13 protein-coding genes are annotated in these 14,579 nt (G+C 69.3%); 2 read left to right on the forward strand and 11 right to left on the reverse strand.

Features of this window, described 5'->3' with window-relative positions; all coding sequences use genetic code 11:
- The first annotated feature begins 41 nt into the window (after positions 1-41).
- Positions 42-479 carry a nuclear transport factor 2 family protein gene (locus BLU22_RS13025; RefSeq protein ID WP_090215299.1) on the forward strand — a complete coding sequence of 146 codons (438 nt, stop codon included), beginning with the start codon at positions 42-44 and terminating at the stop codon, positions 477-479.
- Positions 480-556: 77 nt separating this feature from the next.
- Here BLU22_RS13025 and BLU22_RS13030 read toward each other — a convergent pair whose 3' ends face one another.
- Positions 557-1,477, reverse strand: a complete 921-nt coding sequence (locus tag BLU22_RS13030) for a LysR family transcriptional regulator (RefSeq protein ID WP_090215301.1) — start codon at positions 1,475-1,477, stop codon at positions 557-559.
- A gap of 111 nt (positions 1,478-1,588) precedes the next feature.
- On the opposite strand from BLU22_RS13030, the gene BLU22_RS13035 reads away from it, so the two are divergent.
- Positions 1,589-2,188, forward strand: coding sequence for an FMN-dependent NADH-azoreductase (locus tag BLU22_RS13035; protein ID WP_090215304.1), 600 nt, complete (start codon positions 1,589-1,591; stop codon positions 2,186-2,188).
- 218 nt (positions 2,189-2,406) lie between these two features.
- On the opposite strand, the gene BLU22_RS13040 is transcribed toward BLU22_RS13035, so the two are convergent.
- From BLU22_RS13040 to BLU22_RS13085, 10 genes are all read right to left on the reverse strand, one after another.
- Complete coding sequence (locus BLU22_RS13040; RefSeq protein ID WP_231975306.1) at positions 2,407-3,936, reverse strand: amidase; 1,530 nt, start codon at positions 3,934-3,936, stop codon at positions 2,407-2,409.
- Positions 3,937-4,069: 133 nt separating this feature from the next.
- Positions 4,070-4,861 carry an SDR family NAD(P)-dependent oxidoreductase gene (locus BLU22_RS13045; RefSeq protein WP_090215309.1) on the reverse strand — a complete coding sequence of 264 codons (792 nt, stop codon included), beginning with the start codon at positions 4,859-4,861 and terminating at the stop codon, positions 4,070-4,072.
- Between the two features lie 90 nt (positions 4,862-4,951).
- Positions 4,952-6,328, reverse strand: coding sequence for a DUF1329 domain-containing protein (locus BLU22_RS13050; RefSeq protein ID WP_173867180.1), 1,377 nt, complete (start codon positions 6,326-6,328; stop codon positions 4,952-4,954).
- Between the two features lie 196 nt (positions 6,329-6,524).
- A complete protein-coding gene (locus tag BLU22_RS13055; RefSeq protein WP_090215315.1) occupies positions 6,525-8,213 on the reverse strand; it encodes a class I adenylate-forming enzyme family protein in 1,689 nt (562 codons plus the stop codon).
- A 15-nt stretch (positions 8,214-8,228) separates the two neighbouring features.
- A complete protein-coding gene (locus BLU22_RS13060; protein ID WP_090215318.1) occupies positions 8,229-9,383 on the reverse strand; it encodes an acyl-CoA dehydrogenase family protein in 1,155 nt (384 codons plus the stop codon).
- Between the two features lie 10 nt (positions 9,384-9,393).
- Positions 9,394-10,584 carry an acyl-CoA dehydrogenase family protein gene (locus BLU22_RS13065; protein ID WP_090215321.1) on the reverse strand — a complete coding sequence of 397 codons (1,191 nt, stop codon included), beginning with the start codon at positions 10,582-10,584 and terminating at the stop codon, positions 9,394-9,396.
- Positions 10,585-10,670: 86 nt separating this feature from the next.
- Positions 10,671-11,840, reverse strand: a complete 1,170-nt coding sequence (locus tag BLU22_RS13070; RefSeq protein WP_090215323.1) for an acyl-CoA dehydrogenase family protein — start codon at positions 11,838-11,840, stop codon at positions 10,671-10,673.
- Positions 11,841-11,850: 10 nt separating this feature from the next.
- On the reverse strand, positions 11,851-13,029 hold the full coding sequence (locus BLU22_RS13075; protein ID WP_090215326.1) for a lipid-transfer protein: 1,179 nt from the start codon (positions 13,027-13,029) through the stop codon (positions 11,851-11,853).
- On the reverse strand, positions 13,026-13,466 hold the full coding sequence (locus tag BLU22_RS13080; RefSeq protein WP_090215328.1) for a MaoC family dehydratase: 441 nt from the start codon (positions 13,464-13,466) through the stop codon (positions 13,026-13,028). Before BLU22_RS13080 ends, BLU22_RS13075 begins: the two co-directional genes overlap by 4 nt.
- Positions 13,438-14,571, reverse strand: coding sequence for an acyl-CoA dehydrogenase family protein (locus BLU22_RS13085; protein ID WP_090215331.1), 1,134 nt, complete (start codon positions 14,569-14,571; stop codon positions 13,438-13,440). Before BLU22_RS13085 ends, BLU22_RS13080 begins: the two co-directional genes overlap by 29 nt.
- Positions 14,572-14,579: the final 8 nt, after the last annotated feature.

Consider the following 14,579-nt stretch of genomic DNA (forward strand, 5'->3'; position numbering starts at 1 on the left):
AAATCGGCTGCATGCGCTTGCCCTGCCCAGGAAACCTGCCAATGAGCGACGCAACCCGCGCCATCCACAATCTGCTCCACCGCTACGCCGAAGCCATCGACGCCGGGCACCTCGACGAGGCCGCCGCACTGTTCCGCCACGCGCGCATCGAGGCCGGCGGCAACGGCACACTGGACCATGCCGGCCTACTCGCCCTGTGGCAACGGATCATCGTTCTCTATCCCTGCGGCACCCCGCGTACCCGTCACCTGATATCCAACCCCATCGTCGACATCGACGAGGCCACCGGCACGGCGACTGCCCGCTCCTGCTACACGGTGTTCCAGGCCACCGAGCAGCTGCCGCTGCAGGCTATCGCCAGCGGCCGCTATCTGGATCGCTTCGCGTGCATCGACGGGCAGTGGTGTTTCACCGCGCGGGAATATCGGCTGGATCTGGTGGGGGATATGAGCTGGCATCTGACCACGGTGAAGCACTGAACAACGGGGCTAAAGCGACCGGGAAGGCTCTCCCTCGCCCACCCGGATGCTTCATCCATTGCTCGCCCCCCCCAACCTCACGCCGGCCGCGCCTCCACCACCGCAATGCGCGCGGGGAGCTTTTCCAGCAGGGCATCCACAGCGACCCGTGTTTTCAACGGCAGGTGGGGGGTATGTGGCCACAGGGCGTTGATCGGGAAGGTCACGCTTGGTTGCGCGGACAGCACTTCCTGCAACTCGCCGCGCAACAGGTACTCGCGAGCCAGCCAGTAGGGCAACCAGGCGATGCCGTGATCGGCAAGCGTGGCGTCGACCACGGCACGGAGGTCGTCCATCAGCAGGCGGGCCTTGGGCTTGATCGACTGCAGCTGGCCGTTGACTCGTACCTGCCAGTCGAGCAACCGGCCTTGGCGCATATACGCCACCGCATCGTGCTGATGCAGCTCCTCGATGCTTTTCGGCAGCCCGTGGCGCTGCAGGTAGGCAGGCGAAGCGCAGAACGCCATACCGTGCTCGCCCAACCAACGGGCCACCAGGTCGCGGGTGTCGGGCAAGGCGCCATTGCGGATAGCCAGGTCGAAGCCTTCCTCGACCAGGTCCACCATGCGGTCGCTGAAGGACATCTCCAGGGTCAGCCCCGGATGCTGCTCCGCCAGTTCGATCAGGATTGGCGCTATGCACAGATGCCCGAAGAGCACCGGCATGGAAACCCGCAGGCGGCCGGTCACCTGCCATTTGCCGCTTTCCAGCAGCGCTTCTCCCGCACGAATTTCCTCGATCGCCCGCAGGCAGTGCTCGAGGAACAGGCCCCCCTCTTCGGTGAGGCTCAGGCTCCGCGTGGTGCGATGAAACAGTAGTACCCCCAGGCGTTGCTCCAGACGAGCGACTCTCTTGCCTACAGCGGAGCGGGTGATGTGCAGACTGGCGGCCGCCTCGGCGAAGCTGCCGGACTCCGCGACCGCGACAAAAATCTCGATGCCGTTCAGGGTATCTCGCATGACTCTGTATCCAAATAGGAACCAATCATAGGAAATACTATCGCCACTTGGGAAAAAGTGGCGATGGTAGGCTTTACGCATTCAAACGACAGATTCACCAGGAGCGCATTCATGAGCCAGGTTCTCGTCCTCAAGTCCAGCATCATGGGCAGCAACTCCCAGACCAACGCACTCATCGACAGTTTTCTGGCCCAACGCAGAGCCAGGGGGGGCGCCGATGAGGTGGTGGTGCGCGACTTGACCAGCCTCGATCTCCCGGTTCTCGACCACGAGCTATTCCAGGCACTGAGGGGCGCCGAGGATCTGAGCGAACGTGCCCAGCGCGTGGTGGCCCTGTCCGATCAATTGATCGCCGAACTCCAGGCAAGCGATGTGCTACTGATCGGTGCGCCCATGTACAACCTGAACGTGCCGACGCAGCTGAAGAACTGGTTCGATCTGGTAGCTCGTGCCCGCGTTACCTTCCGGTATACCGAAACCCATCCGGTAGGTCTGGTCGAAGGCGTGAGCGCAGTGGTCTTCAGCTCCCGCGGTGGCGTGCATGTCGGCCAGCCCAGCGATGCGGTCACGCCTTACCTGCGGGCCGTGCTAGGCCTGATCGGCATTACTGAGGTGGACTTCATCTATGCCGAAGGGCTGGACTCGAAGCCTCACGGTGCAGCGAAAGGACTGGCCGACGCCCACGCACAAATCGTCAGACTGACCGCCTGAGTGCGGGTCGCCCCGTCACACCAATCACGCGTTCTGAATCCAAACGAGCCGAGTTGCTACGCCGCATTGCCAAACGCAAGTGGCCTGCCGATGCGAGGATAGGTGCCGGGATCATCCTGGGCTGTGCGCAAGGCGAAACCGCAGGCCATAACGACACGGGCCGGTGTCCCCTCTCAGGACACCGGCCCGTGTCGTTTGTGCATGTCTCGTTCAGCGCTTCAGATGGCAGCCCTGCGCCCCTGCCACGGCCGCTCGCGTTCGAGCTGGCCGGCCAGGCGATACAGCACGCCCTCGCCGCCCAGGCGCGCGGTGAACATCATGCCGATCGGCAGGCCGCTCTCGCTCCAGCCGGAAGGTAGCGACATGGCCGGCTGGCCGCTGACGTTGGCGACCACGGTGAACGCGGCGCTGCCGGTGGCGGCGCTGGCGTAGTCCTCCCAGGGCTGGCTGAGGCGCAGCTTGCCCAGTTCCGGGGTCAGGGTGGCGGTGACCGGCGAAAGGATCACGTCGAAGCGCTCGAACTGCGCTTCCATCGCCAGGCTGACGGCCTCGAACGATTGCCGGGCGCGGTACAACGCTTCGCCGCTGACGCCCTGGGCGCGTTCGAGCACCGTGCGGGTGACCTGTTCGAGGTCGTCGGCGCCGGCGCTGCGGCCGAGCCGCTGCTCGCGGTCGCGGATCGCGCTCAGCAGCGCCGTGCCGGTGACCGCGCCGTGGGCGGCGAATACCTGCTGGGGCTGCACCGGCTGTGCGATCTGCTCGACCTCATGGCCGAGGGACAGCAGCAGCTTGACCGTGTCGTCGAGCACCCGGCGGATGTCGGCATCGAGGGCCAAACCGGTCAGCGACTGGTCGAGCAGCGCCACGCGCAGCTTGCCGGGCTCGCGGCCGACCTCGTCGACGAAGGGGCGCTCCAGCGGCGGCAGCCAGTAGGGGCTGCCCGGCTCGTGGCCCTGGCCGACGTCGAGCAGCAGCGCCGAGTCGCGCACGCTGCGCGACACCACATGGGCGGCGCTGGCGCCGAACCAGCTCTCGAAGCGGCCGGGGCCGCTGGGGGTGCGGTAGCGGCTGGGCTTCATGCCGAACAGGCCGCAGTAGGAGGCCGGGATGCGGATCGAGCCGCCGCCGTCGGTGGCGTGGGCGGCCGGGACGATGCCGGCAGCCACCGCCGCCGCCGCGCCGCCCGAGGAGCCGCCGGCGCTGTGCGCCAGGTTCCAGGGGTTGCGGGTCTGGCCCCAGAGCAGCGACTCGGTGGTGGTGGTCAGGCCGAACTCGGGCACCGCGGTCTTGCCGAAGATCAGCGCGCCGGCGGCCTCGTAGCGCGCGGCCAGGGTACTGGTGTGCTGCGCTGCGGGCGCGTCCCTGAAGAAGCGCGAGCCGTTGCTGGTCGTGGTGCCGGCCAGGGGGGTGTTGAGGTCCTTGAGCAGGAAGGGCACGCCGGCCAGCGCGCCCGTACGGGCCAGTCCCTGGCGCTTGCGGGCGGCCAGCAGGCGCCGGGCGTAGTCGTCGTGGCGCATCACCACGGCGTTGACCTGCGGGTTGAGCGTATCGCAGCGCGCCAGCGCGGCGGCCAGCAGCTCCTCCGGGCTGATCGCGCCGCGGCGTACCTGCTCGGCCATGGCGGTGGCGTCGAGGTCGAGATACTCGCTTTGCGCAAGCCCGCCGGCGGCGAAGCCGAAGCGCGGCAGCAGGCTGGCGCCGGCCAGCAGCGCGCCGGCCTTGAGCAGTTGCCGGCGCTGCCAGTGCATCGGCGACGACGTCGCAATGCCCTGCCCGCCGTCCCACGCCGCACTCGCTGCCTGCCCCTGCATGTCAGCGTCATTTTCCATGGTTATCGCCTCTGTTCGTTATCTTTAGTTCTTTTTTGCCGCAGGGTAGCGTTCAGTCCGCCAGGCGCGGCGCCCAGGCCACGCCGTTGATGTGCGCGCCGCCGTCGACGAACAGGGTGTTGCCGGTCAGGTAGCGGGCAGCGTCGCTGGCCAGGAAGACCGCGACCGGGCCGATGTCGTCGAGCGGGTCGCCGACCCGCCCCATCGGGTTGGCGGCGGCGATGGCGCTGGCGTTGTCCGGGCTGGCGGCGGCGAACTTGCGGTAGGCCTCGCTGACCGCGCCGGGACAGATCACGTTGCAGCAGACGCCCTCGCCGGCCCATTCGCGCGCGGCGCTGCGGGTCAGGGTGCGCAGCGCTTCCTTGGCGGCGTTGTAGTCGGCGGTGTACAGGTGGGCGTTGACGCCGTTGAGCGAGCACAGGTTGATCACCCGCCCGCCGCCGCGCTTGCGGAATTCCGGCAGGGCCGCCTGCATGGCCCAGAAGGCGGCCATCACCGCCATGTCGAAGGACGCGCGCAGGCGCTCGTCGCTCAGTTGCTCCAGGCGCGCGAAACCCGAGCCGCGCCAGGCGTTGTTGACCAGGATGTCCAGCTGGCCGAAATGCGCGACGGCGGCGGCCACCATGGCCTGCACCTGTGCCTTGGCGGTCACGTCGACGCGCTGGAAGACGGCGTCGACGCCCCAGCTGTCGCGCAGCCAGGCCACGGTTGCCTCGCCGGCCTGCTCGTCGATTTCCGCCACCATTACCCGCGCGCCCTCGCGGGCCAGCGCCCCGGCGATGCCGCGACCGATGCCCATGCCGGCGCCGGTGACGATGGCGACCCTGTTCTGCAGCTTGCCCATTGCCCTCTCCTGCGTGGTCTGCCACGAAAAAACGGCCGCTCACCCCGGAGGGGAGCGGCCGAACAGAACAACCCTGTGTCCGCCTCGAACTCAGCGCCCCTGGGCGCGGATGGCGTCAGCCGTGTACATGGTCGGGACGTACTTGCCCTCGTTGAGAATCGGCCCGCGCTTGGACTCGTTGGTCATGCTGTAGCCGACGTACTGTCCGGAGTTGAGGTCGTGGTAGAAGGACGAGCCCGCCTGCCAGGCGCTCATGTCCGGGTGGTAGTAGTAGTTGATGAAGGCGAACTTCCACAGCTCGCCGCGGGCGTCGTAGTTGTCGGCCATCACCGCGTTCCAGGTGTCCTCGTCGATGAACAGCACGCGCTTGCTGTACAGGTGACGGAAGCCTTCCTTGAGGGTCGCCTCCAGCACCCAGACCCGGCGCAGCTCGTGGCGCATCACGTCGGGGTTGGGATGGTTGGGGGTGAGGATGTCGGCGTATTTGATCTCGCCGCTGTTGGCCTTGAAGGTGTTGGCCGGGATGTACATCTCGCGCTTGCCCAGCAGCTTCCACTGGTAGCGGTCGGGCGAGCCGTTGAACAGGCGGTCTTCGTCGATGATCATCGTGCCGTTGGTGCCGATCATCGGCTGGTCGTAGCCGTAGCCGGGCATCTGCCGCACGCGCCGGGTGCCCGGGTTGTAGGTCCAGGCCTGGCGGCTGCTGGTGACGAAGTTGTACGGCTCGTGGGCGATGTTCATCGTGCCCTTCTCGCGCTGCGGCGAAAGGGTGGTGTTCCAGCTCATCGCCTGCATGCCGCTCTCGGTGACCGGCTCGACCGTGGGATCGTTGGCCTGGGACAGGTTGCGCTGCCAGGTGCGGCCCCAGGCGATCTTGCCGTTGGGCAGCACGCTGGCGATGTCGCGGATGTTGTCCTCGGTGAAGGCGCGCACCGGCAGCTGGTGGTTCCACAGCACTTCCATGGCGTTCTTCGGAATCGGGAACGGCACCTGGCCGAGGCCCTTGACGCCCATGCCGTCGTTCTCCAGCTCGGCGGTCAGCGCATTCTGCCGGGCGCGGTCGCAGACATAGTCGGGATAGCGGAAGTCGCGATGGCCGGGGTAGACGTTGATCTTGTAGGTCTCGGGATAGCGCTTGAGCAGCGCCTTCTGCCCTTCGCTCAGGCGCTCGGCGTACTGGGCCATGTTCTGCGCAGTGATCACCGCCACCGGCTTCTCGTCGGCGTAGGGGTCGACCGGCTTCTGGCCGGAGAAGCGCACGTGGTTCCAGCCGGGCACCTCGCCCAGGTACTTGCCGGTGAATTCGGGGATGCTGCCGTCCGCGTTGCCGGCCCGCTCGGCGCCGGTGCAGGTCAGTTCCTTGCCGAGCTTGGCGGCTTCCTCGGGGCTTACCCTGGCGTGAGCATTGGCGATCAGTCCCGCATTGATCGCCAGCGCCACGGCCAGCACAACACCTTTTCTGTTCATTTTTATTGGTCTCCGATGGGGTGGTCCGGCTTTCGAGCCGGGGTCCATGTTTCCCAATGGAGTGGCTGGCAACATCGTCCGTCAGGACTAGGCAAGATCACTGCCTTATCGCCGGTTTTGTCCGCACGATAGCCAACGCCGCAAGCACCGGCGCCTCGACGAGGCGCGGTGCTTGCGGCGTGCGGGGAGGCCCGGCTCAGTTCAGGAAACGGCGCAGGAAATCCTCGCGCAACGCACTCTTGAGCAGCTTGCCGGAGGCGTTGCGCGGCAGCTCGGCAGCACTCAGCAGGATGTGCTCGGGCACCTTGAAGGCCGCCAGGTGGGCGGCGATGTGCGCATGCAGCGCCAGCTCGTCCACCCCGCTGCCCTCGCGCACCCGCGCCACCAGCGCCACCGCCTCGCCCATGCGCTCGTCCGGCACGGCGAAGGCGGCCGCCTCGATCACCCCGTCCAGCCCGCTGGCGCAGGCCTCGACCTCGGCGGCGGCGACCTTCTCGCCGGCGCGGTTGATCAGGTCCTTGAGCCGGTCGGTGATGCGCAGGAAACCCTCCTCGTCCACGCAGCCGACATCGCCGGTGGCCAGCCAGCCGTCCTGCAGCACCTCGGCGGTGGCCGCCGGCTGCCCCCAGTAGCGGCTCATCAGGGTCGGCGAGCGCAGCCAGATCTGCCCCTCCCGGTCCGGCGCCTGCGGTGCATCCGGCGTGTCGCCGATGCGCACCTCGACGATGGGCAGCGGCCAGCCGACCGTGGCCGGCTTGTAGACGAACTGGTCGCCGCCGATGGCCGCGGCCACGCCGTTGCTCTCGGTCATGCCGTAGCCGGCGCCGCCGATGGCGTTCGGCTTGACGCCGGTGAGCTGCGCCAGCAGCCCCGGGTTGGCCGCCGCGCCGCCCAGCCCCAGGCCGAACAGGCTGGCGGTGGCCTCGCCGGCGAAGCGCGGCGAGGCCAGCAGCTGCTGCATCATCGCCGGCGCGCCGTTGAACTGGGTGCAGCGCTCGCGCTCGATCAGGTCGAGAGCACGCTCGGCGTCCCACTTGTACATCAACACCAGCCGCCGACCGCCGCGCAGGGCCACCAGGAACTGCGCGTGCAAGCCGCTGACGTGGAACAGCGGCACCGCCATCAGGGTGGTCGGCGCGAAGCCGCTGGCCATGATCGCCTGGATGCGGGTCGGCGAACTCATCGCGGCGAAGGCGCCCTGGAACTCGAAGGCGGCCAGCGCCTGGCACACCGCGCGGTGGGTGGACAGCACGCCCTTGGGCTTGCTGGTGGTGCCGGAGGTGTAGAGGATCAGCAGCGGGTCGTCGGGCTCGAACGCCGGCGGCGGCAGCAACTCCACCGGCTCGGCGAGCAGCCGCTCGTAGTCGCTGACCCGCGCGTTCTGCTGCGGCGCATCGACGGCGACGACGCGCAGGTCGAGGGCCTCCAGGTCCTGTTCGAGCAGCGCCAGGCGCGGCGCGTCGCAGAGCAGCAGCGCCGCACCGCTGTCTTCCAGGCCGTGCAGCAGCTCTTCGCGCTGGCCCCAGCTGTTCAGCGGCACCACGATGGCGCCGCTGGCCACCGCGGCGACGAAGGCCACCAGCCAGGCCGGCTGGTTGCGCATGGCGATGGCCACGCGGTCGCCCTTGCGCACACCGAAGCGGGTGCGCAGCTGCGCGGCCAGACGGTCGACCCGGGCGAAGAACTCGGCGAAGGTCAGCCGCTGTTCCTCCCAGACCAGGAATTCGCGCTCGCCGTGGGCGCGCCCGGCATCCAGCGCGCTCAGCAGGTCCGGCGCGGCGTTGCGGAACGCGCGCGGGCCACCGTCGACGGGGGTGACCACTTCATAGGGTGAGCCGGGGGCGATCAGTTGCGCCCAGGCGGCTTTCCAGTTTTCCACTGTCATGTCGCTCTCCCGCGCTCAGGCCTGGGCATCGCTCAGCGCGCCGTAGCGCTGGCAGTGGTAGTCGCTGTCGCCGAGGCAGGCCTGGGCAACGCGGATGCGCTTGAGGTACAGGCCGACGTCCAGCTCGTCGGTGACGCCAATGCCGCCGTGCATCTGCACCGCCTCGTTGCTCACCTTGTCGGCGGCGATCCCGGCCTTCCATTTGGCCAGGCTGGCCAGGCGGGCGCGCTCGGCGGCGTCGAGGCTGGCGTCGTCGAGGGCGGCGAGGCCGGCCATCACCGCGCTGCGCGCCAGCGCCAGCTCGACGTACAGGCGCGCGGCGCGGTGCTGCAGGGCCTGGAACGAGCCGATGGGCTGGTCGAACTGCACGCGGGTCTTCAGGTAGTCGAGGGTGGTGGCGAACAGCGTCTCGGCGGCGCCGAGCAGCTCGGCGGCCAGGCACACGCGGCCGCGATCCAGCGCGGCTTCCAGCGCCGGCAGGCCGTTGTCGAGTTCGCCGACCAGCGCCTCGGCGCCGAGCGTCACGCCGTCGAACCGCAGGCGCGCGCAGTTGCGCGAGTCGATCAGCGCCGCCGGGGCGACCGTCAGGCCCGGCGCGCCGGCCTCGACCAGCAGCAGCGACAGGCCGTGGGCATCGCCGCGCTCGCCGGCTGTGCGCGCCAGCACCAGATAGGCGTCGGCCTGGACGCCGTCGACCACGAACAGCTTGGCGCCGGACAGGCGCCAGCCGCCTTCGGTGCGCTCGGCACGCAGCGCGGTGGCCAGCGGGTCGTGGCGGCCGCTCTCGTCGATGGCCAGCGCCAGGCGCTTGTCGCCTGCGATCAACGCCGGCAGCCAGCGCGCTTGCTGCTCGGCACTACCGGCCAGCTGCAGCAGCGAGCCGGCCAGCACCACGCTGGACAGCAGCGGACTGGCGGAAAGGTTGCGGCCGATCTGCTCGAACAGCGGGCCGAGGCTCTGGCAGCCGAAGTCCAGGCCGCCGCAGTCCTCGGGGAACGGGATGGCGCTCCAGCCCAGCTCGACCATCTCGCTCCACAGGGCGGGGTCGAAGCCGAGCGGCGCGCGCTCGTCGCGTAGGCGGCGCTGCGCGGCCACCGGGCTGCGCGCGGCGAGGAACTCGCGCGCGGTGTCGGCCAGCAGGCGTTGCTCTTGGTTGAAAATCAGGCTCATGGCGTGTTCCTCACTTGGCGTCCGGCAGGCCGAGGACCCGCTTGGCAATGACGTTGAGCTGCACCTCGGAGGCGCCGCCGGCGATGGTCATGGCGAAGCCGTTCAGCCAGGCCTTGGTGATCGCCAGCTCCTCGCCGCTGAAGGCGTCGCCTTCCCAGCCGAGGGCGTGGTAGCCGAGGGCGTCGAGGAGGATCTCGAACTTGTCGCGCTCCTGCTCGCTGTGCACCAGCTTCATGATCGCCATCAGCCCGGAGACGTCCTGGCCGCTGCGCGCCTCCTCGCCCATGCGCTGCACGGTGAGGGCATAGGCGTGCTCGTCCATCGCCGCGCCCAAGGCGCGGGCGCGCAGGGCCTGGTCGGCGGCGCTGCGCGGCTCGGACAGGTAGCGCTCGACCAGCGGCAGCAGGTGGAAGTGGTTGGGCAGGCTGGTCTCGCCGAAATTGGACATGGCCTTGCGCTCGTGCTGCAGCAGGCTCTTGCCCAGGGTCCAGCCGCCGTTGAGCGGGCCGATCAGCTGGCTCTTGGGCACCTTGACGTTGTCGAAGAACACCTGGCAGAACGCCGACTTGCCGCTGATCAGGTCGATGGGCGCCACGCTGACCCCCGGCGAGCGCATGTCCAGCACGATCAGGCTGATGCCCAGGTGCTTGGGCGCGTTCGGGTCGGTACGCACCAGCGCGTACATCCAGTCGGACTTGTCGCCGTAGGAGGTCCAGATCTTGGTGCCGTTGACCACGAAGTGGTCGCCCTCGTCGCGGGCGCTGGTCTTCAGGCTGGCCAGATCGGAGCCGGCATTGGGCTCGGAGAAGCCCTGGCACCAGCGGATCTCGCCGCGCGCCATGGGCGTGAGCAGGTCGCGCTTCTGCTGTTCGCTGCCGTATTCGAGCAGCACCGGGCCGAGCATCCAGATACCCAGGTTGATCTGCGGCGGCCGGCACTTGAGGCGGCGCAGCTCGCTTTCCAGCACCGCCACCTCGGCCGGCGTCAGCCCGCCGCCGCCGTACTCCACCGGCCAGTCCGGGCAGAACCAGCCCTTGTCGCGCATGCGCTCGAACCACAAGCGCTGGTCTTGGTCATGGAACTCGACCTGGCTGCCGCCCCACACCAGTTGGCCCTCGGGCAGCGGGGCGCGCTGCGAGGGCGGGCAGTTGGCTTCGAGCCAGGCGCGGGTCGCTTGGCGGAAATCGTCGATGGCGCTCATCTGTTGTTGTCCTTGTTGTTCTGCGCCGGGGCGGCGCTGGCGACGCCCCGGCGGGCAATGTGGCGAAGCCCGCGACCGGCGAGCGCTCAGCGCAGGGTGCGCGGCATGCCGAGGCCGAACTGGGCGATCAGCTCGCGCTGGATCTCGTTGGTGCCGCCGCCGAAGGTCAGGGTCACCGAGGCGCGCACCTCGTACTCCAGCTCGCCCTGCAGCAGGGAGGCCGCCGAGCCTTCGCGGACCAGCCCGTTGGCGCCGACGATCTCCGACAGCTTGCGCAGGATCTCGATCACCGACTCGGCGCCGTAGACCTTGGTGGTCGAGGCCAGCGCCACGTCCATGCGCTCGCGTTCGAGGTCGGCGGCGATGCGGAAGTTGATCAGGCGCATGGCCTCCAGACGCGCGTAGCACTCGGCCAGCGCGCTGCGCACCCAGGCCTGCTCGACCGCGCGGCGGCCCTGCTCGTCCGGGCTGCGCGCCCACAGGTAGACGCGGCGGAACAGCCCGGCGACCTTGTCCGACCAGGAGCCCAGGCCCAGGCGCTCGTGGTTGAGCTGCGCGGTGATCAGCTTCCAGCCGCCGTGCAACTCGCCGACCAGCATGTCGGCCGGCACCCGCACATCGTCGTAGTAGGTGGCCGCGGTCGGGTTGCTGCAGGTGGGGATCACCGTGTGCGAGAAGCCCGGCAGCGTGGTGTCGAGGATCAGGATCGACACGCCCTTGTGGCGCGGGCGCTCCGGGTCGGTGCGCGCGGCCAGCCAGATGTAGTCGGCCGCCTCGGCGCCGGAGGTCCACAGCTTGTTGCCGTTGACCACGAAGTGGTCGCCTTCCGGGCGCGCGGTGGTCTTCAGCACCGCCAGGTCGGAGCCGGCGTCCGGCTCGGAGTAGCCGATGGCGAAGATGATCTCGCCGGCGGCGATGCCGGGCAGGAACTTCTCCTTCTGCAGCGCGCTGCCGTACTCCATCAGCGCCGGTCCCACGGTGCTGATGGTGACGAAGGGCAGCGGCGCGCCGGCGATGTTGGCCTCCTCGAAGAAGATCAGCTGCTCGGTGGCGGCGTAGCCCTGGCCGCCGTGCTGCTTCGGCCAGCCCACCGCCAGCCAGCCGTCGCGGCCCATCTGGCGGATGGTCTGGCGGTACAGGTCGCCGCCCTCCTTGCCGCGCAGCTCGCTGCGCAGCTCGGGAGTCATCAGGTTCTGGAAGTAGTCCCGCACCTTCAGGCGCAGGGCGTGTTGCTCGGGGGTCAGATCGACGAACATGTCGCGCTCCTTATGCTGCGCCGAGGATCAGGCCGCTGGTCGGCACGCCGGTGCCGGCGGTGACCAGCACGTTCTCGACGTTGTCGACCTGGTTGGCCGCGCTGCCGCGCACCTGGCGCACCGCCTCGGCCACGCCGTTCATGCCATGGATGTAGGCCTCGCCGAGCTGGCCGCCGTGGGGGTTAATCGGCAGGCTGCCGCCGCGGGCGTGCAGGCCGTCGCGGATGAAGTCCTTGGCCTCGCCGCGCTTGACGAAGCCGAACTCCTCCAGCTGCGGCAGCACGAAGGGGGTGAAGTGGTCGTAGATCACCGCGGTCTGCAGGTCCTGCGGGCCGAGGCCGGACTGCGCGTACAGCTCGCGGGCCACCACGCCCATCTCCGGCAGGCCGGTGATGTCGGCGCGGTAGTAGGAGGTCATGATCTGCTGGCCCTCGGTGATGCCCTGGGCGCCGGCCTTGATGATCACCGGCTTCTGCTTCAGGTCGCGGGCGTACTCGGCCGAGGTGATGACCATGGCCACCGCGCCGTCGGACTCCTGGCAGCAGTCGAGCAGGTGCAGCGGCTCGGCGATCCAGCGCGAGGCCTGGTGCTCTTCGAGGGTGATCGGCTTGCCGTGGAAGAACGCCGCCGGGTTGGTGGCGGCGAAGTCGCGCACCGCCACCGCGACGCGGCCGAAGTCCTCGCTGGTGGCGCCGTAGGTGTGCATGTAGCGGCGGGCGAACATGCCGACCCAGGCCGCCGGGGTGTGGAAGCCGTGCGGCATGTACCAGCCGTAGTTGACGTTCTCGAAGATCGGCGTGTCGGCAAAGCCATAGCTGCCGGTGCCGAAGCGGTACCAGGAGCGCTCGTTCATCGCCCGGTACACCACCACCACCTTGGCCACCCCGGTGGCCACCGCCATCGCCGCGTGCATCACCGGCGCGCAGGCGGCGCCGCCGCCGTGGGGGATCTGCGAGAAGAACTTGACGTTCTTGCAGCCGAGCAGGCGGGCGATCTCGTACTCGGGCACCTTGTCCACCGAGTAGCTGCTGAAGCCCTCGACGTCGGCCGGGTCGATGCCGGCGTCGGCCAGGGCGCCCAGGGTGGCTTCCATGGCCAGGCGCAGCTCGGTGCGCCCGGAGTTCTTGGAAAATTCGGTGGCGCCGAGGCCAACGATGGCCGCGCGGCCGGAAAGCGAATTGCGGGTCATGTCCTGTCTCCTGCGCCGTGCGGCAGCACCAGGGTGGCCGTACCGGTCACGTGGTTGCCCATGGAGTTCTTGCCCTTCAGGGTCACCTCGACGGTGCGGCTGGCGGCGTCGCACGCGCTCACCTCGCCGCTGAAGGTCATGCTGTCGCCCGGGTAGTTGGGCGCGCCGAGCTTGATCTTCAGATCCTGGAAGCGCGCGCCGGGGCCGGCCCAGTCCTCCACGTAGCGCTGCGCCAGGCCGCTGGTGGTGAGGATGTTCATGAACACGTGGGGCGAACCGAGTTCGCGCGCGGCGTCCTTGTCGTGGTGGCCGGGGAAGTAGTCGCGGGTGGCGATGGCGCCGGCGGTGATCAACTGCACGGTGATCGGAATCACCAGCTCCGGCAGGGCCTGGCCGGGGAGCACGTCGTCAAATGCCCTGGTTTTCTTCGAGGTCATATTTCCATCCCAGCTTGTCGTTGTTGGCCAGCCAGTCGCCGAGGCGTTCGAGGGTCGCGGCGCTGCCGCCGAGAGCGATGCCCAGGGCGCGGCTCCAGTAGAGGTAGCGGTGGATCGGGTAGGTCAGGTCGACGCCGATGCCGCCGTGCACGTGCTGCGCCTTGTGGCCGACCTGATGGCCGGCCTCACAGGCCAGATAACGGGTCGCCAGCGCCTCAGCGGTAGCCGACAGGCCGGCGTCGAGGCGCCAGACCAGCTGCCAGAGCGCCGAGCGCAGCGCTTCGACGGCGATGTGCGCGTCGGCCATGCTCATCTGCACCGCCTGGAAGCTGCCGATGGCGCGGTCGAACTGCCTGCGCTCGCTGACGTATTCCACGGTGCGGCGGATCTGCTCGACGGACACCCCCAGCTGCAGCGCGGCCAGCGCGGCGATGGCGCGGCTTTCCAGCCAGTCCAGCGCGGCGACCGGCAGCAGCGCCTCGTCCGGCACTACCACGGCGTTGAAGCGCAGGTCGGCGACCGCCTCGCCCTGGGTGAACACCCCGGCGACCCTGTCGATGCCGGCCGCTTTCAGGTCGACCCGCAGCAGGCGCGGCGCGCCGGCCACCGTGGCCAGCAGCAGGCCATGGTCGGCCTCGGCGCCCAGCGGCACGGCGGCCACGGTGCCGTCCAGCCGCCAGCCCGCGGCCGCTTGCGTGGCCTGCAGGGCGATGCCGCGGGCACTGGCCAGGCCGTCGAAGGCCAGGGTCAGCAGTGCGCCGCCCTCGGCGGCGGCCTGCACGATGGCGGCGCTGCCGGCACCGGCGAAGCGGGCCAGGGTCGCGGCGGCCAGCTGGTGGCGCCACAGCGGCACCTGGCCGAGGGCGCGGCCCTGGGCTTCCAGTACCAGCATCAGCTCGGTCATGCCCAGGCCGCTGCCGCCGCAGTCCTCGGGGATGGCCAGGGCCTGCAGGCCGGTTTCCACGCAGCTCTGCCACAGCCCGGCCATGAACGGCTCGCCGGCGCCGTCGAAGGCGCGCAGACGGTCGTCGGTGCAGTAGTCGGCGAACAGCCCGCCGGCCATCTCGGCGATGGCGCGCTGTTCCTCGTTCAGTTCGAAATCCATGCTCGGCT

Source organism: Pseudomonas guangdongensis (genome assembly GCF_900105885.1).
Taxonomy (GTDB): Bacteria; Pseudomonadota; Gammaproteobacteria; order Pseudomonadales; family Pseudomonadaceae; genus Geopseudomonas; species Geopseudomonas guangdongensis.